18 protein-coding genes are annotated in these 19,336 nt (G+C 64.2%); 8 read left to right on the top strand and 10 right to left on the bottom strand.

All coding sequences use genetic code 11. The features are described from left to right. The first annotated feature begins 29 nt into the window (after positions 1–29). Both thiE and AC1TPF_RS20815 read left to right on the top strand, forming a co-directional pair. Positions 30–728: a thiamine phosphate synthase gene (gene thiE / locus AC1TPF_RS20820; RefSeq protein WP_482145192.1), complete on the top strand. Its 699-nt coding sequence runs from the start codon at positions 30–32 to the stop codon at positions 726–728. A gap of 135 nt (positions 729–863) precedes the next feature. Beyond that, positions 864–1,334 (top strand): 2-isopropylmalate synthase, encoded by a 471-nt coding sequence (locus tag AC1TPF_RS20815; protein WP_482145191.1) that lies wholly within the window; start codon positions 864–866, stop codon positions 1,332–1,334. Here the strand turns inward: AC1TPF_RS20815 and AC1TPF_RS20810 are convergent. Continuing rightward, positions 1,327–1,827, bottom strand: a complete 501-nt coding sequence (locus AC1TPF_RS20810) for an NUDIX hydrolase (protein WP_482141262.1) — start codon at positions 1,825–1,827, stop codon at positions 1,327–1,329. The two genes, AC1TPF_RS20815 and AC1TPF_RS20810, sit on opposite strands and share 8 nt — an antisense overlap. Before the next feature lie 219 nt (positions 1,828–2,046). Here AC1TPF_RS20810 and AC1TPF_RS20805 point away from each other — a divergent pair, with 219 nt between their 5' ends. Genes AC1TPF_RS20805 through AC1TPF_RS20795 form a run of 3 tightly spaced genes read left to right on the top strand, consistent with a single transcriptional unit; the run spans position 2,047 to position 6,743 of the window. After that, the gene (locus tag AC1TPF_RS20805; RefSeq protein ID WP_482141483.1) at positions 2,047–3,405 is read left to right on the top strand and encodes an MCP four helix bundle domain-containing protein; all 1,359 of its coding nucleotides are present in this window, start codon (positions 2,047–2,049) and stop codon (positions 3,403–3,405) included. Further along, complete coding sequence (locus tag AC1TPF_RS20800; protein ID WP_482141264.1) at positions 3,402–4,394, top strand: glutamate ABC transporter substrate-binding protein; 993 nt, start codon at positions 3,402–3,404, stop codon at positions 4,392–4,394. The genes AC1TPF_RS20805 and AC1TPF_RS20800 overlap by 4 nt, the downstream gene beginning before the upstream one ends. A 12-nt stretch (positions 4,395–4,406) precedes the next feature. Further along, positions 4,407–6,743: a serine/threonine-protein kinase gene (locus AC1TPF_RS20795; RefSeq protein ID WP_482145190.1), complete on the top strand. Its 2,337-nt coding sequence runs from the start codon at positions 4,407–4,409 to the stop codon at positions 6,741–6,743. A 9-nt stretch (positions 6,744–6,752) separates the two neighbouring features. Here AC1TPF_RS20795 and AC1TPF_RS20790 read toward each other — a convergent pair whose 3' ends face one another. The 6 genes from AC1TPF_RS20790 to AC1TPF_RS20765 are packed head-to-tail and all read right to left on the bottom strand — an operon-like array spanning position 6,753 to position 12,391. After that, positions 6,753–7,160 (bottom strand): MaoC/PaaZ C-terminal domain-containing protein, encoded by a 408-nt coding sequence (locus tag AC1TPF_RS20790; RefSeq protein WP_482145189.1) that lies wholly within the window; start codon positions 7,158–7,160, stop codon positions 6,753–6,755. Continuing rightward, a complete protein-coding gene (locus AC1TPF_RS20785) occupies positions 7,157–7,552 on the bottom strand; it encodes an FAS1-like dehydratase domain-containing protein (protein WP_482145188.1) in 396 nt (131 codons plus the stop codon). The genes AC1TPF_RS20790 and AC1TPF_RS20785 overlap by 4 nt, the downstream gene beginning before the upstream one ends. Then, the gene (locus tag AC1TPF_RS20780; RefSeq protein WP_482141272.1) at positions 7,549–8,745 is read right to left on the bottom strand and encodes an acetate kinase; all 1,197 of its coding nucleotides are present in this window, start codon (positions 8,743–8,745) and stop codon (positions 7,549–7,551) included. Before AC1TPF_RS20780 ends, AC1TPF_RS20785 begins: the two co-directional genes overlap by 4 nt. Next, on the bottom strand, positions 8,738–10,825 hold the full coding sequence (gene pta / locus AC1TPF_RS20775; protein ID WP_482141274.1) for a phosphate acetyltransferase: 2,088 nt from the start codon (positions 10,823–10,825) through the stop codon (positions 8,738–8,740). The genes AC1TPF_RS20780 and pta overlap by 8 nt, the downstream gene beginning before the upstream one ends. 29 nt (positions 10,826–10,854) lie before the next feature. Further along, positions 10,855–11,424, bottom strand: coding sequence for a TetR/AcrR family transcriptional regulator (locus AC1TPF_RS20770; protein ID WP_482141276.1), 570 nt, complete (start codon positions 11,422–11,424; stop codon positions 10,855–10,857). Positions 11,425–11,434: 10 nt separating this feature from the next. Beyond that, a complete protein-coding gene (locus AC1TPF_RS20765; RefSeq protein WP_482145549.1) occupies positions 11,435–12,391 on the bottom strand; it encodes a DMT family transporter in 957 nt (318 codons plus the stop codon). 54 nt (positions 12,392–12,445) lie between these two features. Between AC1TPF_RS20765 and AC1TPF_RS20760 the strand changes: the two genes are divergently transcribed. Together AC1TPF_RS20760 and AC1TPF_RS20755 are read left to right on the top strand one after the other, a co-directional pair. After that, a complete protein-coding gene (locus tag AC1TPF_RS20760; RefSeq protein WP_482141278.1) occupies positions 12,446–13,342 on the top strand; it encodes a LysR family transcriptional regulator in 897 nt (298 codons plus the stop codon). 33 nt (positions 13,343–13,375) lie between these two features. Beyond that, positions 13,376–14,194, top strand: a complete 819-nt coding sequence (locus AC1TPF_RS20755; protein WP_482145187.1) for a DUF1206 domain-containing protein — start codon at positions 13,376–13,378, stop codon at positions 14,192–14,194. Positions 14,195–14,275: 81 nt separating this feature from the next. Here the strand turns inward: AC1TPF_RS20755 and fgd are convergent, their stop codons facing one another. Then, positions 14,276–15,283: a glucose-6-phosphate dehydrogenase (coenzyme-F420) gene (gene fgd, locus AC1TPF_RS20750; RefSeq protein ID WP_482141282.1), complete on the bottom strand. Its 1,008-nt coding sequence runs from the start codon at positions 15,281–15,283 to the stop codon at positions 14,276–14,278. 139 nt (positions 15,284–15,422) lie between these two features. Here fgd and AC1TPF_RS20745 point away from each other — a divergent pair, with 139 nt between their 5' ends. After that, on the top strand, positions 15,423–17,315 hold the full coding sequence (locus tag AC1TPF_RS20745; protein WP_482141284.1) for an ABC transporter ATP-binding protein: 1,893 nt from the start codon (positions 15,423–15,425) through the stop codon (positions 17,313–17,315). 12 nt (positions 17,316–17,327) lie between these two features. Here the strand turns inward: AC1TPF_RS20745 and AC1TPF_RS20740 are convergent, their stop codons facing one another. Together AC1TPF_RS20740 and AC1TPF_RS20735 are read right to left on the bottom strand one after the other, a co-directional pair. Then, positions 17,328–18,218: an oxygenase MpaB family protein gene (locus tag AC1TPF_RS20740; protein WP_482145186.1), complete on the bottom strand. Its 891-nt coding sequence runs from the start codon at positions 18,216–18,218 to the stop codon at positions 17,328–17,330. A gap of 55 nt (positions 18,219–18,273) precedes the next feature. Continuing rightward, positions 18,274–19,248, bottom strand: coding sequence for an alpha/beta hydrolase (locus tag AC1TPF_RS20735; protein WP_482145185.1), 975 nt, complete (start codon positions 19,246–19,248; stop codon positions 18,274–18,276). Positions 19,249–19,336 lie beyond the last annotated feature (88 nt).

Here is a 19,336-nt window from a genome sequence, read left to right as displayed (position 1 = left end):
AACAGAGTACGCCGGTACATTCGGGGACTGTGACTGCCCACAACCAATCGGCCCCTGCCCGTGCTCGTTTGAGTGCTGCCCGGCTCTATCTCTGCACCGACGCCCGCCGCGAGCGCGGTGACCTCGCCCGGTTCGCCGACCGCGCACTCGCCGGCGGTGTCGACATCATCCAGCTCCGCGACAAGGGTTCACCCGGCGAGCGCGAGTTCGGACCACTCGAAGCCGCCCATGAGCTGGATCTCCTCGCCGAGCTGGCCGAGGTCACCGCCCGCCACGGCGCATTGCTCTCGGTCAACGACCGCGCCGACATCGCTGCACTCTCGGGCGCCGACATCCTGCACCTCGGCCAGGACGACCTGCCGGTGGCAGCGGCGCGCCGAATCGTCGGCGACGACGTCATCATCGGACGCAGCACCCACTCGAGCGTCGAGGCACGCAGCGCCGCAACAGAACCCGGGGTCGACTATTTCTGCACCGGCCCCTGCTGGCCGACACCCACCAAACCCGGTCGCAGTGCACCGGGGCTCGACCTCGTCCGTGACACCGCGGGCCACGCCCCGGCCCGTCCCTGGTTCGCAATCGGAGGCATCGACGAGCAGCGACTGCCCGAGGTCATCGCCTCAGGCGCGCAACGCATCGTGGTCGTCCGGGCGATCACGGCCGCGCCCGACCCGGAGGCTGCTGCCCGTCGTTTGAAGGACAATCTGCTTGCATCCATCAAAATCTGAGAGCTATGGTGGGGAGATCATGATGAAGCAGCTTCTCGTAGTTCACCGCCGTAGCGGGGTCTGATTCGACCGGCCCCCCGCTGCGGGCCGTTGCGCTATCCGCTGGTCATCCTCTTTCCCGGAAGACCCGCTCTCATGAACACTCTGATCTCCACTGATTCACAACATCAGCATCGCGACCACTTCACTGCCCGGTTCGGACGCCCGCTGCCATCGGCCCTCTGTGCCGAAGCCGCAGGTATGAGCTGGTCCGCCTTCACCAGCACCTACGCCCCCACCTCGGGTCCGCTCCGCCTTGGCAACTGGACTGCCGACCGCGGCGCCGATGACCTGCTGTTCTGTCAGGCGACCATCGCCGACGGCGACTCGATCTCTGCGCTGGCCGCCACCGCATCCGGACCGATCGGCGCACTCACCGACATGCTGTATCAGCTCGGCGCCAGACTCGAGATCGCCGACCTCCACCAGTACGACCACGCGGGGGGTGTCACCACACTCCTGCGCTGCGAACGTGACGGTCGACGGACCTGGTCGATGGGGTCGGGCACCAACGGTGAGGACTCGGCGCTGGCCGCACTGATCGCGGCGGCGAACCGGCTCAGCTGACGGTGCCGGTATCGGCCGCGCCGACGATCGAGCCGAGTTGGATCCTCAGATCGGGCCAGCTAGCCCCGAACGCCGGATGCAGCGGCAATTCGTTCACCTGATCAGAGCTGACCCACCGCAGTTCCACCGACTCACCGTTGGCCGTGGTGACCAGCGGATTCGCAACCTCTGCGATCACGGTGGTGTAGGTCCAGCCGCTGGGTGCCCGATGTGTCACCAACTCGGTGTGCACGGTCAGTACCGCATCGGCGATCCCGGCCTCTTCATCGGCCTCACGCACCGCGGTGTCCACCGCGCTCTCGTGGGAGTCGCGGGCGCCGCCCGGCAGTGCCCACGTCCCGCCCTGATGGCTCCAGACCGCGCGATGCTGTAACAGAATCAGCGCTTCACTCGCTTCACTAAGTGTGAAGAGTAATAGTCCGGCGGCACCGTGACGGCCCCAGTAACGCGATCCATCCGCGTCGAAAACCCATCCGTCGCCGTCGCCTCGCACCAGAACCTCCTCGCCAGCCCGCGTTTGTTGGTAGTCACGCTACTTGCAACCAGCGAGTGACACGGGGTCGCACTGCAACAAGTCCATGATCAATCGAAGTAATGTCGCAGTCAGTTCGAAAAAAACTCCGATCAGGACACGACCTGTTCGACCCGGCGAGCTCCAGGAAGAAGGGACCGCGTGACCGGCGGCAACGCAACATCTTTGCGTACCCGGTTCATGCGTGCGGATAAGCCCTACTCCGACCGACCGGCTCCGCTGACCCGGCGCGAACTGATGAATCTCACGCGCGAGCGGTCGCCGCACCCCATCACCAACATGCGCGAACTCGCCAAGACCAGCCCCGGCAAACTGATGATCATCATGGCGGTCCTGATCATTTCCTGCGTCACGGTCGGCTGGTATGCCTCAGACACCCTCGACCAGCGCACCAGCACACTCGAAGTGATGATCGACGAGACCGAACCGCTGGCCGAGGCGTCGCAGGTGCTCTACAGCTCACTGTCGATCGCCGACGCCGCCGCCAACACCGCGTTCATCTCCGGCGGCCTGGAACCGGCCGCACTTCGGGCGAGCTACAACGACGCGGTGGCGACCGCCGCGAACGCCATGATCGAGTCCGTCAGCGGTACCGCCATGGACAATGCCCAGGTCCGGCAGGACCTGACCACCCTGTCGACACAGCTCCCCGTCTACACGGGCCTCATCGAGTCGGCCCGGATCAACAATCGCCTTGGCAATCCGGTCGGATCGGCATACCTGGGCGAGGCGTCGAACATGATGCAGGAGACCATCCTGCCTGCAGCCGAACGTCTGTACACCGAACGCTTCGAGGCCATCGGCAACGCGCGGACCAACTTCACAAGCCCACCGTGGGGTGTCTACTTCGCCCTCGCTCTCGTCCTGGCCGCGCTGATCGCCACCCATCTCTACATCGCACGTCGCAGCCGACGACGTTTCAACATCGGACTGCTCGTGGCCATCGGATGCCTGGTGATCGGATTGATGTGGTTGCTGATCGGCGGACTGTTGTCGGTGAAGGCAACCAGCGATGCCGAAAAACTCGGTGCGGCTCCCCTCGGTGAACTCACCTCGGCCCGGATCCTCACCCAGCAGGCCCGATCGGACGAAACCCTCTCGCTTGTCCGACGCGGCGATCAGCAAGACATCGAGGCGAGTTGGACCGAGGCCTCCAACCAGATCGACGTGGTACTCAACGAATATCTCGATGACGAAAGCAAGGATGTCGCAGAGGACTCCGTCACCGACGCCCTCGATGCCCTCGCACTGTGGCGCGACGCCCACGCAGCGATGCTCGAACGCACCAACGCCGGCGACTTCAACGGCGCCACCGCCATCGCCGTCGGGGACAACCCGGACGGTTCGGCGGCCGCATACACCGCGCTGGACGACGCACTGGTCGACGGCATCACCCGCACCCGGGAAACCTTCCGCGACGACATCAACACCGCCCGGGTTGTGATCGGATACGCCGGACTGGGAATCCTGCTGCTGGGGATCGCCGCAGGCGTCGCGTCAGCGGTCGGCATCGCACCACGGATTCGGGAGTATCGATGACCACGCGACGCACTTTCCGTCCGGCTGCGGCCGCCGCCGTCATCGCGGTGAGTGCAAGCCTCCTCGCGGGGTGCGTGCACGCCGCGGCACCGCCGAATGATCCGCCTTCTGCCACCGCGGTCTGGCCCAGCCCGGCCGGTGTCAGTACCGATGTTCCGGTGGAAGCGCCACCGGCCACCGAATCCTGCGACTCCACCGCAAGCCTGGCTCCCGGACCGCTTCCGACGCCCGGACAGATGCCGGCGGGCAGCAGCATGGAGGCCATCTACAAACGCGGCTGGCTCAAGGTCGGCCTCGACATCGGCTCGAACCTGATCTCGTTCCGCGATCCGGTCAGCGGGACCATCGAGGGATTCGATGTCGACATCGCCAAGGAGATCGCGCGCGGCATCTTCGGGGATCCCGAACGAATCGAGTTCCGGATCCTCAACTCCGACGACCGGATCAGCGCGCTCAAAGACGGATCGGTCGACATCGTCGTCAAGACCATGAGCATCACCTGTGACCGGCTCGAAGAGATCGCCTTCTCCACGGTGTACTACGAAGCATCTCAGCGCATACTGACCATGCGGAGCTCCGGCATCAACGGTGTTGCCGACCTGGCAGGCAAAAGGGTCTGTGCCGCACGCGGGACCACCTCGATCGCCCGCATCCAGCAACGGGTTCCCGATGCCATCGTCGACACCGTGTCCTCCTGGGCGGACTGCCTGGTGATGTTGCAGCAAGGTCAGGTGGATGCGGTCTCGACCGATGACGCGATCCTCGCCGGGATGGCGGCCCAGGATCCATACGTCCACGTGGTCGGCCAGAGCCTCGGCGAAGAACCGTACGGGATCGGCATCAACAAGAACGACGAGGACATGGTGCGGTTCACCAACGGGATCCTCGAGCAGATCCGCAACGACGGCACCTGGTTCGAGATCTACAACAAGTGGCTCTCGATCCTGGGTCCGAAATACTATCCACCGCAACCCGAGTACCGGGATTAGGACGCGAATCCGTTGACTGATCATCCTTCCTCCGACAAGACCCCTGAGGTCGGCACGCAAGCTGCCACCCTCAGGGATCTCGAGGTGGGTACGGAGCCGTCCGGTGTCCGTCACGCCGAAGTCCCGACGCAGGCCGTAGGGACTGACACGGACTTCACCGAGCCGACCTTGCGCGCGCCGGTCGGCAGCACGAGCCAGCCGAACCTCCTGGTACCCACCAGCCGGAGTTCTCGTAGTCGCAGGCGGATGGGCGGCGGCCTGGTGGATGTGCCGCGGATCCACGACATCGAACCGTTTGACGCCGTGATGGACGACGCCGTCATCCCCGAGGCAAATCGGTTGTGCTGGAAGTGCGGTCGGCCGGTTGGCAGGTCGTCGGGTGAGGGCCGCGGTCCGCTCACCGGCACCTGCAACAACTGCGGGGCCCGCTACTCGTTTGTCCCGGGGTTGAGCAAGGGGACGATGGTCGCAGATCAGTACGAGATCGTCGGCGCCATCGCCTATGGCGGCCTCGGCTGGATCTACCTGGCCATCGACCACAACGTCTCCGATCGGCCGGTGGTCCTCAAGGGACTGCTGAACTCGAAAGACTCTCAGGCACAGGCCGTTGCGCTGGCAGAGCGCCAGTTCCTGGCATCGGTCTCACACCCCGGAATCGTCAAGATCTACAACTTCGTCGAGCATCCCGATGTCGGCGACAACACCTTCGGCTACATCGTGATGGAGTACATCGGCGGTAGCACGCTCAAGGACATCACGTCCGCCGAGGACGAATCCGGTTCGCACCGAAAGCAACTGCCACCGGAACAGGCGATCGCGTACCTGCTCGAGGTCCTGCCCGCCGTCACATATCTGCATTCGGTCGGCCTGGTGTACAACGACATCAAACCCGAGAACATCATGATCGGCAGCGAAGACGTCAAGCTGATCGACCTCGGTGCCGTCTCCCGGATCAACGGTTACGGTCACCTCTACGGCACCCCCGGATTCCAGGCACCCGAGATCGTCAAGACCGGGCCGCAGGTCGCGTCCGACATCTACAGCCTCGGACGCACGCTGGCGGTGCTCACCGTCGACATGCCGATGGAGAAGGGCCGCTACCTCGACGGCCTTCCCGACCCCGCGGATGTGCCGCTTTTCCAAGAGAATCCGTCATTCTATCGACTGTTGCAGCGCGCCACGAACCCCGATCCCACCCAGCGATTCGCCTCCGCGGACGAGATGGCCGGCCAGCTCCTCAACGTGTTGCGTGAGACCGTGGCAGCCCACACCGGGATACCCCGGCCCGGGTTGTCGACGGTCTTCAGTCCCCAGCGAACAACCTTCGGCACCGAGATGATGCTCGCACCGGTGGACGGCATCCTCGAACCGGTCCGCACCAGAAGAAGTCTGGACACGATCGACATCGTCGCAGCCCTTCCGGTCCCACTGGTCGACCAGTCGGATCCGGCTGCCGGGCTACTGAATTCGACGGTGTTGTCGGAGCCGACCCAGACACTCGACTCGATCCGCAGCGCGCGCGAAGGCGGCCTGTCGTCGGTCATCGGCACCGACCCGTCCGATGATCATCCATCCCGAGAGATCGACCTGATCGAGGCCCGCGCGTACCTCGAGCTCGGCGAAGCGCAAACCGCCCTCAATCTCCTGCACGACGCGACCGAACACCACGGAAAGTCCTGGCGCACGGACTGGTTCATCGGGCTGGGGACCTTGTTGATCGGCGACGTACCGACCGCGCACGAACGCTTCAACGACGTCCTTTCCGCGATGCCCGGTGAGGCTGCGCCCAAGCTCGCCGTCGCCGCCACCGCCGAACTGATGGGCAACCACGACGTTGCGCTGCACCACTACCGCACGCTGTGGCAGACCGACCGCGCCATCATCACCGCCGCGTTCGGCCTCGCGCGGATGCGGTTTGCGAAGGGCGACATCCCCGGTGCCGTCAAGGCGCTCGACGATGTGCCACCCACCAGCCGCCACTACAACGCCGCCAACTGCACCTCGGTCCTCACCCTGGTCCACGGCCGCGACCCCGCCGAGGTCTCCGAAGACCAATTACGCGAGGCTGCACGGCGACTCGAGTCCATGTCGGATGCCGAGCCCCGCAAGCAACGACTGGTGATCCTGGTCCTGGGTATCGCACTCGGCTGGATCCATCGCCGCCCCGACCAGTCCCCCACCGACGCGTCCGCGCGGGGTGACATCCTCGGCTATCCGTTCAACGACCACGGGCTGCGGGTCGGCTGCGAACAGTCATTGCGCCGACTCGCCCGCAGCACGGTCAACCGCACCCAACGCTTCCGCCTCGTCGACCTTGCCAACTTCGTTCGGCCGCATACCTTGTTCTGAGCGCGCTGATCAGCCCACGAACACCCGGAACGGCCGCAGCACCAACTGGCCGGTCTCTTTGAGCCTCATCTGGATGTCGATCCGGATCTCCTCGTCCGACACGGCACCGACCACGCCTGATACCGAGAGTTCCGCGGGGAAGTCGTCCAGCACCACAACGGGTTTGACGAACCTGGTCTCGTAACGGAGGAATCGATGTGGTTGGTCTTCGAGCCACCACATCACATGCCCGACCCCGATCCCGACCGTCAACATTCCGTGTGCCACCGGACCGGCCAAACCGACTGCGACTGCAACCTTTTCGTCAACGTGGATTGGGTTGTTGTCCTTCGAGGCCCGCGCGTAGGCACGTATTCTCTGCTGGTCGATCGTCTCGGACACGTTGAACAACTCGGTCCCGACCGTGAGATCGCTCATTCGGCTGCCTCGGTCTCGCAGATCAATGCCGAGTTGACCCGTACGATCTCGTGCCCGTCCGGGTCGGTGACCATGGAGACGATCTCGAACTGCGTGATCGCCGCCCTCGCCCGCACGTTCGTCACCGTCACGCTCGTGTTCACCACGTCACCCGCCCTCAAAGGTCTTGTGTAGATCGTCGTTTCGGCCGTGTGGACCACACCCATGAACGGCACGTCACCGATGGTCAGGAACATCTTGATCGCGGGACCCAAGACCACATTGACAAAGCTCGGCGGCGCTTCGCCGGAGGTGGCCTGCGGTCCACCGATCACCGCCACCACCTCGTCGATCTCCGCCTGCGTCACCTCGTATGGTGACTCCGGCGAGACCTGCGTGCCTTCAACGATCATGAGAGTGCCTCCACTGCTTGCCGCGCTATGGCGAGTTCTTCGTTGGTCGGCACCACGAGCACGGTGACCGGGGAATCGTCGGTTGAAATGATCCTCGGCTCACGACTTCTGGCCGCATTGCGTTCGGCATCGAGCACGATGCCAAAGTTTTCGAGCCCGGCCATGGCGTCCGCACGAACATTGACAGAGTTCTCCCCAACGCCCGCAGTGAACACGATGGTGTCGGTTCGGCCCAATGTCACCATGTAGGCGCCGATGTACTTGCGCAACCGGTGAATATAGACGTTGTAGGCAAGTGTCGCGTCCGGGTCGCCCTCCTCGACTGATCGGGTGATCACACGGAAGTCGTTCTCCCCACACAAACCCTTCAACCCCGACCGACGATTGAGCACCGCGTCGATGTCAGCGACATCCAGACCCGCCGCGCGTTTGAGGTACATCACCACGCCCGGGTCGATGTCACCGCTTCGCGTCCCCATCACCAGACCTTCGAGCGGGGTCAATCCCATCGACGTCTCGACCGGCTTGCCGCCCGCGATGGCAGACGCAGATGCACCGTTACCCAGATGCAGCACAATCTGATTGATACTTTCCAATTCGACGTCCAAGAACTCGGCGGTCCGCGACGATACGTACGCGTGTGATGTGCCGTGGAATCCGTACCTGCGGATGTTGTGTTCGAGCGCCAACTTCCGGTCGATCGCATATGTGGCGACATGCTCGGGAAGTCCGTGGAAGAACGCCGTGTCGAACACGACCACGGAGGGCACCTCGGGCAGCAACTTCCGGATGGCTTCGATTCCCAGAAGATTTACCGGGTTGTGCAGCGGGGCCATGTCTTCGAGTCCCTTGATGGCCTCGATCAGATCCTCGTCCACCACGGTCGGCCGATACAGGTCCGGCCCACCATGAACCACCCGGTGGCCAACCGCGGCGATGCCCTCGGATTCCAGGTCATGCCCGGAGGACTTGAACAGTGCGAACGCCTTGGACAGCCCGTCTTGGTGGTCGATGACTTCACCGACGTATTCGTTGCGGACATCCCCACGGACAAGCAGCACCCGTCCCTGCGACTCCCCGATGCGTTCCACCACACCATGTGCCACCACGAAACCCGAATCCGGCTGCACCAGCTGATACTTCAGCGAAGAGGAACCGGCATTGAGTACCAGGACGGTATCGGGCTCACTCACCGGCGATCCCCTGTGCCTGGATCGCGGTGATCGCAACCGTGTTGACGATGTCTGACACCAATGCACCTCGCGACAAATCGTTGATCGGCTTACGCAGCCCTTGCAAGACCGGACCGACAGCCACGGCATTGGCGCTGCGCTGCACGGCCTTATATGTGTTGTTACCCGTGTTGAGATCGGGGAACACCAGCACGGTGGCCCGGCCCGCGACCTCGGAACCGGGCATCTTCGCACTCGCAACCGCGAGGTCAACCGCGGCGTCGTATTGAATCGGCCCTTCCATCAACAGTTCCGGCGCCCGCTGCCGGGCCAGGCGGGCGGCCTCGCGCACCTTTTCCACATCGGCGCCACTGCCGGATTCGCCTGTGGAATACGACAACAGCGCCACCCGTGGTTCGATCCCGAACTGGGCCGCTGTCGCCGCTGACGAGATCGCGATGTCGGCCAACTGTTCGGCGGTCGGGTCCGGGATCACGGCGCAATCACCGTATGCCAGAACATGATCGGCGAGGCACATGAAGAACACACTCGATACCGTCGAAATACCCGGAGCCGTCTTGATGATCTCGAACGCAGGCCGGATCGTGTGGGCGGTGGTGTGCACCGCACCGGATACCATGCCGTCGGCGTAGCCGAGATGCACCATCAGGGTGCCGAAATACGACACGTCCTTGACAATGGTGCGGGCCCGCTGCGTGTCCATCCCCTTGTGTTTGCGCAGCTCGGTATAGACCGCACTGAACTCATCGAGCAGGTCGGATGTGGTCGGATCGATCACCACCACGTCGGACAGGTCGACCCCGAGCTCCGCCGCCCGATCACGCACCGCCCGTTCGTCGCCCAGGATCGTCAGATCTGCCACCTGCCTGCGCAGCAGGCGCCCGGCAGCGCGCAGGATCCGGTCGTCGCCACCTTCGGGCAGGACGATCCGTTTGCGGAACTTGCGGGCACGCGAAATCAGCTGGTACTCGAACATCTGCGGAGTGACGACCTCTGGAATCGGTAGCTGGAGCTTCTCCAGCATCGCGACCGCGTCCACGTGCGCTTCCATGAGGTTCAAGGCTATGTCGATCTTTCGGGCCGAATCGACTTTCATCCGGGCGCGGGCATTTACTGCAGCCCTTGCTGTTTCGTATGTTCCCTGTTCGCAGCAGAAAATAGGTAGCGCGGAGTTGAGGCCTTCGACCAGAGCGGCGATCTTGGGGTGGGGCTTGAGACCGCCGTTCAGGATGATGCCGGAGAGCTTCGGGAAACCATCGGCCGAATTGGCGGCCACCAGGGCGAGCAGCACGTCGGACCGGTCGGCAGGCGTGATCACGGCCATCCCTTCCGTCAGACGTTCGAGGATGTGCTCGACGGTCATCCCGCCGACCATCACCTGCACTGCCTCCCGGCCGAGCAATTCCGGATCGCCACTGTACATTTCGCCGTCGAGTTCAGACATCAACTCCGCAACTGTCGGAGCGACCAGCAGCGGGTCCTCCGGCAATGCCCAGCAGGGCAGCCCGGTGGCCAGCTCGAGTGCGGCCTTCACCTCCCCCAACCGATTCGGCTCGCAGCGGTTGGCGATCAGCGCGACGGCCTGCGCGTGATTGGCCGACAACTCCGCCAGGCACAGCTCGGCCAGGGACACCACCTCATCCTCGGTGCGGGAAGCCGCCTTGAGCGCCAACAGCATCGGAGTCTGCAGGTTCGCTGCGATGCGCGCGTTGAAGCTCAGTTCCGATGGGCTCGCGACATCGGTGTAGTCGGACCCGACGACCAGGACCGAATCGCAACGCTCCGCCACCGCATGGAACCTGTTGACGATCTCGCTGAGGGCGGCATCAGGATCGGCGTGGACCTCCTCATAGGTCACGCCGATACAGTCTTCGTAGCTCAGATCGCTGGAATCGTGCTCGATCAGCAGTTCCAGGATGTAATCGCGCCGACCGGAGTTCGTCCGGGAAATGGGACGGAACACCCCGACCCGCCCACCGGAGGCCGCCAGCAGATGCAAGACCCCAAGCGCCACTGTCGACTTGCCCGTGTCGCCTTCAGGCGATGCCAGATAGATGCTGTTCGACGTTGAAGCGCCCATGCGACCAGCCTAGACCCGGCCGCCGCGCGTCACTCGACCGCGCGGACCGTGGAGCGCACCACCATCTCCGCGATGTCCTCATCTGACATCGCACTTCCGGGAATCAGCATGTAGGAGTAAACAACCCGGACCATGAACTCCGTGGCCCGGCGCGCGTCGGGGATGAGCGCGGCCTCCAATTCGGGTTCGGCGGTGAAATTTCCGACACTGTTCGCCACGATGATGTCGACGATGGTGGTGGCCGCGTCACGATCAGGCCCACGGGCGACGATCGTGGCAATGATTTCTTCGGGCTCGTTGCGCAGAATGTATTGCAGCGCTTCGTGTTCCCTGATATACGCGAGGACGTTGACCACCATCGTCGACACCTTGGCGGCCGGCTCGGTCTCCGAGGCGATCCAGCCCGCGATCAGATCACCCAGGCTTTTGACCTCGCGTTCGACGATCGCCTGCACCAACTCGTCGCGGCCACCGAACATCCGGTATGCGGTCGCCCGGCCGACACCGGCGTGCCGTGCCACAGACGTCAGGCTCAACGCCCTTGCGCCGAAACGCTCCACGACGGCGATGGCGACGTCGACCATCCGATCTCGTTCCATACCCCTGAGATTAGGAGGTGACCACAGGTTCTGGCGATTGCGCACCGGCTCGACCGCGACGGCGACTGATTGCCACACCCGCCAGTGCCATCGCGCCACCGACCAATCCGAGCAGCGTCGGGACCTCGCCGAGGAAGATCCAGGACAGGACGATCGCGATCGCCGGAACCGCCAGCGTGGTGGCCGCCATCTTCCCCGCATCCGTCCGCGAGAGCGCATAGGCCCAGGTGAGGAAGGCGATGGCGGTGGGTCCCACACCCAGGAAGACAACTCCCGCGATCGCTCCGGCCGAGGCCTGCGACAACTCGGAGACGGCCTGCGGAGCAAATGGGATGGTGGCGAGGAGCCCGGCAACGCAGCCGACCCAGGTCGCGGTGATGGCATCGACTGTTCGCAGCGCCACCTTCTGCATGAGCACACCGATCGCGTAGAGCACAGCGGTGATCAGGCCCAGGATGATCCCGAGCTTGTCGTTGTTACTGCCACCGGACCCGCCGAGTGCGATGAGGAGCACCCCGGAAAATGCCACCAGGATCCCGATCACCAGTTGCCTCGGAAAGCCCTCGCCCAAGAACAGACCGGCGAACATCGCCACCAGGATCGGTGCGAAGTTCACCAGCAACGCCGCGGTCCCGGCGTCGAGGTGCTGCTCGGCCCAATTGAGCAACACCGTGTAACCCGCGAACCACACCAGTCCGTAGCCGACGACCAGCACCAATCCCTTGCCCCGGGGAAGCGGGCGGCGGTAGCGCAGCGCGATGATCACCAGGACAACCGAGCCGACACCCAGCCTTGCCACCGTCATCGGTCCCGGGGACAACGTCTCCCCGACAAACCGGATGACCACAAACGCCGATGCCCAGAGCAGGACGGTCACCGCGGCCGCCACCACGGCCAGGTTGTTCGCCAGCGCGGCTTTCACGAGTTGCCTGCTTTCATGACTTCCACCTTCACCCACACAACCCATAAGCACAAGTAATTTTTCCTTGGTGTCACTTCAGTGCAGCTGTACATTGGGAGGATGTTGGATGTCCATCGCCTGCGAATCTTCCGTGCCGTGGTGGCTGCCGGCTCGATCAACGAAGCGGCCACCGCACTCGGGTACACCCCGTCCGCGATCAGTCAGCACCTGACGGCGCTGCAGAAAGAGACCGGCCTGACCCTGATGGAGAAGGACGGCCGCGGCATCAAACCCACTGCGGTCGGGCTGACGGTCGCCGACGAGGCCGCAAAGGTTCTCGAGCGCCTTGCCGAACTCGAATCCCTGGTCGCCGATCTGCGCTCGGGCCGGGTTGGCAGCCTGTCCGTGAGCTACTTCTCTTCGGCAGGCGCCGCCTGGATACCCCCGATCATCGCGACCCTCACCCGCGAGTACCCCAATCTGCGCGTCGAACTGCGGCTGATCGAGTTGGCGCACGACAGCTCGGGTGATCCGGACGTCGAGATCTACGTCGACGGCGCCGCGTCCACGTCGCTGCGCGGCTACGACGTCCAACAACTACTCGCCGAGCCCTACGTGGTGGTGCTGCGTGACGATCACCCACTCGCCCGACGCGAACACGTCGACCTCGGCGCCTTGCGCGACGAGCGGTGGGTCGACAACGACGTCTCCCGCGGGCCGTGCAGGCAAGCGATCCTCGATGCCTGCTCGGTGGTGGGCTTCAGTCCCGGTTTTCACATCGAGACCCACGACTATCCGACCGCGATCAGCTTTGTCGCGGCCGGTGTCGGTGTCACGGTCCTGCCATCGCTGGGTGCCGGCATATTGCCACCGGGCGTGGTCAGTCGACCGCTGATCAACCCGACTCCGATGCGCACCATTTCGGTGCGCACCCGTCAGGCGGTGCGCGGCAACCCGGCCGTGCAACGGATCATCGAGCTCCTGCGCGAGCGCGTCGCTCTTCCTGAGGCGGCCTGACCCACGGCACACCCGGATGTGATGAGGTGTCTCATGGCCGACAACCAAATAACCCAGGCAGTGGACAAAGCCACCGACAGCAACCTGTTCGAACGGGCCGCGCGCGGCGGCCACATCGTCAGCGGGATCCTGCATCTGCTGATCGCCTACATCATCCTCCGGCTGGCCTTCGGGTCCGGCGGTAGTGCCGACCAATCGGGCGCTCTCGCCCAATTCTCGGGCAAACCCGGCGGCACCCTGGTGCTGTGGATCGCCGTCGTGGCATTCGTCGCGATGGCGCTGTGGCGCATCGCGGAAACAATCGTAGGTCCGCACGCCACCGAACCCGGAAGCGGCGACTCGGGTGTCTCCGGGCTCTTCGACCGCGCGAAGTCGGCCAGTGTGGCCGTCGTCTATTTCGGGTTCGCCATCTCTGCGGTGCAGTTTGCCCGCGGTAGCGGCCAATCGAGCGGCAAGCAGAACGCGGGCCTGTCGGCGCGGTTGATGGAGAATACGGCAGGCAAGACACTGCTCGTCGTGGTCGGACTGGTCATCATCGCGGTCGGCGGATATCACGTCTACAAGGGCGTGACCAAGAACTTCCTCGACGACCTCAAGGTCACCGACAACAAGCTGGTCACCCCACTCGGGATCGTCGGTTACACCGCGAAGGGCCTGGTCCTGGTGGGTGCCGGCATCCTCGTGATCGTCGCGTCGATCAAGTCGGATCCGTCCAAGGCCACCGGCATCGACGGCGCGGTCAAAACCCTCGGCGAGGCGCTGTTCGGCCAGTTCTTGATGGTCGTAGCGGCATTCGGGATCGCCGCGTACGGGCTCTACAGCTTTGCGATGGCACGCTACTCCCGCATGTGAACCCCGATGATGTGGCCTCTTGGCGGCGCCCACCTGGGGTTTTGTTCGCCAGAAGGCCACATCATCGGAGGGCCGGGGGGGTCAGCCCAGCTTGCGTAGGCGGGGTTCGAGATCCTTCTGGAAGTTGGTGAGGAATCGGGCCTGGTCGTGTCCGGGAGCGTGGAACACCAGGTGGTTGAGGCCCGCGTCGGTGTACGCCTTGACCTTCTCGACGGCTTCGTCGGGATCGGAGGCGACGATCCAGCGCTTGGCAACTTGCTCGATCGGCAGTTCGTCGGCGAGGCGCTCCATCTCGGTCGACGAGTTCACGCTGTGCTTCTGTTCTGGTGTCAACGACAGCGGCGCCCAGAAGCGGCAGTTTTCCAAAGCCAGCGCGGGATCGGGGTCGTAGGAGATCTTGATCTCGATCATCCGGTCGATGTCCTCGAAGTTGCGCTCGGCTTTCTCGGCACCTTCCTTGACCGACGGGATCAGCTTCTCGGTGTAGAGCTCCATGCCCTTGCCCGAGGTGCAGATGAAGCCGTCGCCGCTGCGACCGGCATAACGGGCCACCACCGGACCACCGGCCGCGATGTACACCGGGACCGGCTGCTCGGGAATGTCGTACATGTACGCGCCCTGCGTCTTGTAGAACTCGCCGTCGAAGTTGACCTCTTCGCCGGTCCACAACTCGCGCATCAACTTGACCGCCTCACGCAACCGCGCGAACCGTTCCTTGAACTCGGGCCACTCGCCCTGAAATCCGGTGGCGTATTCGTTGAGCGCTTCACCGGTGCCGACACCGAGCATGATGCGGCCGGGGTACATGCACGCCATCGAGGCGAACGCCTGCGCGATCACCGCCGGGTTGTACCGGAACGTCGGTGTCATCACCGAGGTACCGATCTGCACCCGTTTGGTCCGCTCGCCCACCGCAGCCATCCAGGCCAGCGAGAACGGGGCATGGCCTCCGTTATGACGCCACGGCTGAAAATGATCCGACACCGCGACAGAATCCATGCCGTGCTCTTCCGCGGCCACCGCGATCTCGACCAACTCGCGAGGATTGAACTGCTCCGCCGAAGCCTTGTACCCGAGTCGCAAAACCACCGTGTCTCCCTTGATCACTATGTGCACCGTTGATTCCAGTTGACCACAACCCGCCGGCCGAAGCATTCATCGGCCGATCAGCACCGCACCTCATCTGCGGTTTGACTTCAAGCGAACTTGAACTTCTACAGTTGATGGCATGAGCATGGAATCGGTTGCCTGGAACACGATGTACCGGTCGGCGAACGGGCCCGACCTCGATAGAGAGAGGCAACGGGGGAACCGCGGCGTCACGGTGCGCCGGATCATGGAGTTTGCCTCGCCACATCGCGGCAAGCTGACCGTCTTCATGATCCTCAGTGTGGTGGTCGCGATCCTGACCGTCCTGACGCCGGTCCTGGCCGGCCAGGTGGTGAACCACATCGTCGACGGCGGCATGGCCTCGACCGTGGTGTGGCTGTCGGTCCTGATCGCGCTGATCGCGCTCGCCGAGGCCGCGGCCGGGCTCGTGGTGAGCTGGCTGTCGTCCACCATCGGCGAGGGTCTGATCTACGACCTGCGCCGGGCCGTGTTCGACCACGTTCAGAAGATGCCGGTCGCGTTCTTCACCCGAACCCGCACCGGCGCCCTGGTGAGCCGCCTCAACAACGACGTCATCGGCGCGCAGCGGGCGTTCTCCGACACCCTCTCCGGGGTGGTGTCCAACATCGTCACGCTGACGCTCACCGTCGCGGTGATGATGTCGATCAGCTGGCAGATCACCCTGCTGACATTGGTCCTGTTGCCACTGTTCGTCGTTCCGGCCCGGCGCATGGGCAAGCGGATGCAGGCACTGTCCCGGGAGGCCGCCGAGTACAACTCCCTGATGTCCACCCAGATGACCGAGCGGTTCTCGGCTCCGGGCGCCACCCTGGTGAAGTTGTTCGGACGCCCCGATCACGAATCTGACGAGTTCTCCACCCGTGCAGACAAGGTGCGGGCCATCGGCGTACGCCGCTCACTGGCCCAGAGCATCTTCGTCACCTCGCTGACACTGGTCTCGGCCCTGGCGCTGGCCCTGGTCTACGGCCTGGGCGGCTACCTCGCGGTCAACGGTCATCTCGACGCGGGCGCCGTGGTTTCGTTGGCCTTGCTGCTGACCCGGATGTACGCGCCGCTGACCGCACTCGCCAATGCCCGGGTCGAGATCATGAGCGCCGTGGTCAGCTTCGAGCGCGTCTTCGAGGTCCTCGACTTGCCGCCGCTGATCACCGACAAGGACGACGCGGTGACCGCACCTTCGGGCCCGCAATCGCTGACCTTCAACAACGTGCGCTTCGCGTACCCATCGGCCGACAAGGTCTCGTTGGCTTCACTCGAAGAAGTCGCGATCCTCGACACCCGCGGCGGTGACCAGGTCATCCACGATGTGTCGTTCACCGTGCCACCGGGCAAGATGGTGGCACTCGTCGGCAGCTCCGGCGCAGGTAAATCGACGATCGCCCAGTTGGCCACCCGCCTGTACGACGTCGACGGAGGTTCGATCCGGCTGGGCGACACAGATATTCGCGATATCGAGAGCGGATCGCTGCACCGCTCGATCGGACTGGTGACCCAGGACGGGCACCTGTTCCATGAAACTGTCCGCCAGAATCTGCTGTTCGCCAGCCCCGACGCCTCAGAGCAGGACATCTGGGACGCGTTGCGTCGCTCTCGACTCGACGGCCTGGTGGCGAGTCTGGCCGACGGTCTCGACACCGTTGTCGGAGAACGGGGATACCGCCTGTCCGGCGGCGAGCGTCAGCGCCTGACCATCGCGCGACTACTCCTGGCACAACCGTCCGTGGTGATCCTCGACGAGGCGACCGCCCACCTCGACTCCACATCGGAAGCCGCTGTGCAGGAAGCGCTGGGCGAAGCACTCGCCGACCGGACATCAGTGGTGATCGCTCACCGCCTCTCGACCATCCGGGCGGCCGACGAGATACTCGTCCTGGAAGAGGGCCGCGTGGTCGAACGCGGCACACACCTCGATCTGCTTGCGCGTGGCGGGCGTTACTCCGAGCTGTATCGAACCCAGTTCTCGGACAACAACTCCGCGCCGGCTAAGTGAAACGGCCACCCCTCAGGGCCGTACACCTGCCCTGGCGAATCCCTTCAGCGCAAACTTGTTGTAGCGGACTGTGGCGGGCAGCTTCGAATAGATCGGATCGATGGCCCGAACGGCGGCACAGAACCGCCGGTAGTTGCGTTCCTTGCGGTCACTCCACGGCAGGTTCAACTGCCTGCGTGAGCGTTCCGGCAGACCCCCGGTGGTGATGAATGCCGCAAACGGATTGACGATCGGCGAGATCACCTTCCAGACAACGGGTTTCATACCGGGCGGCAGCGGGTAGCCCTTGGTGACGAAACCGACGCCGTAACGCGCTGTCTTGTGCGGGACGAGTACCTCGTCGACCATGTGATCCCAGTACGCAACGAAGTCGGCATACGTCGCCGGGACCGGCCGTTCGCTGACACCGTAACGGCGATACCAGGTGACCGACTCGGCGTAGATCTGCTCTTTCTCGGCGTCGGTGAGCTTCTTGATGAAGCGGTCGGTGGCCTCCAGGACGATGTCGACAAACGTCGCATGTGCCCAGTAATAGGTCTCGGGATTGAGCGCGTGGTACCGCTCCCCACCGGGCATCTCACCCTTGATGTCGACGTGGAAATCACGAACCGTTGGTCCGGCACTGTCACCCTCTGGCGCATAGACGGTGCCGTAGATACCCGGCAGCGAGCGCTTGATGCGGGCAAACGGGTCCTCGAAGAACACCGAATGTTCCAGGACCGCCTGGCCGAGTTCGGGCAGCATGTTCTCGAGCACACCCGGTCGCGGACCCAGCAACGTCACCCGACTGTCCCCGAAATAACGCCAGGTCAGCGACCCGGGACCCAGCGGTGCGCCGACAATCTCCGGGCGCGCATCGTCGGCATCCGATTCGGCTGCCGTCGTGTCGATTGCGTCGGTCATGAGCTTGACGGTAGCAGCAATGGAACAGATTCGGAAGATTGTGCCAACGCACTGCCTAACTGGCGCCCCGCAGGTGTGCGCGCCCACCTCGCGCGGCTGCTGCAACGGCGTCCTTGGCGAACCGCGCTGTCCTCGCGATGGCTCGACGTGCCTCCGGATGGCGCCCCGCCAGCGCGGGAAATGCGTGAACCTGCCAGGCATAACTGTGCATCTGCACCTTCACCCCGGCCGCGGTCAGCAACTCCACCAGTTCGAGCGCGTCCGGCTCGAGCATCTCGCCTTCGGCAGTGACGACGATGGTCGGCGGAAAGGCTGCGGGTGGAACGTCCACGATCCGGCGGACCCCGTCGAGTTCGATCGGCCCCTTGTCGAATTGCGGCCGGAGCGCGGCAAGTTTGCGGATCGGAAGGTATGCATCGCCACGGCTCGAGCGGTTGGGATTGCCGCCGAGATCGAGGTCGAGGAAGGGCGAGTACCCGATATACGCCACGGGAGAGGGCACTCCGTCGCGGTGGGCCAGCTCGACGATCTTGCCCGCGAGGAACCCGCCGGCCGAATCACCCGCCACAACAACGTGTTTGAACCCCCGTTCGGTCACCAGTTCCAGGTAGGCCTGATAGGCATCGGCGACGGAGGTTCCCACGCCTGCCTCCGGAAGTTGCCGGTACGCAACCGAATACACGGGCAGGTCGACGTGCTCGCACAGCTTCCCGGCGACCGCCCGATGCGTGGCCAGGCCACACACGACGAGCGCCCCACCGTGCAGATAGAGCACGGCCGCTGCTTCATCGCGACCACTCGGGCGGGCGGGTACCGACAGTTCTACCGGCCGGCCGGCCAAGGTGATCTGCTCACGCGCCACAGACTTTCCCTTCGGGCCAAGGGCGAAGATCTCATCGATGAGATACAGCGGCCGCAGCCCCAGGGCCCCGATGGGCCAGAGCGCAAGAGTGGGCTTCACAAAGAGCCGCGAGCCCATCCAGATGGGGTACGACCGCAGGCTCGGTCGTGCATGTCTAGTCACCGACATCTCAAATCCCCTTCGCCATGACCAGGGCATATCGTCTTGAACAGTGAATTCTAGACAAAGATTTCGTGAAGTTACACCTACCACTCCG

The sequence above is a fragment of the Williamsia sp. Y853 genome (assembly GCF_056786495.1).
The sequence above is the reverse complement of the archived record's forward strand: the minus strand, read 5'-3'. Positions and strand labels throughout refer to the sequence as shown.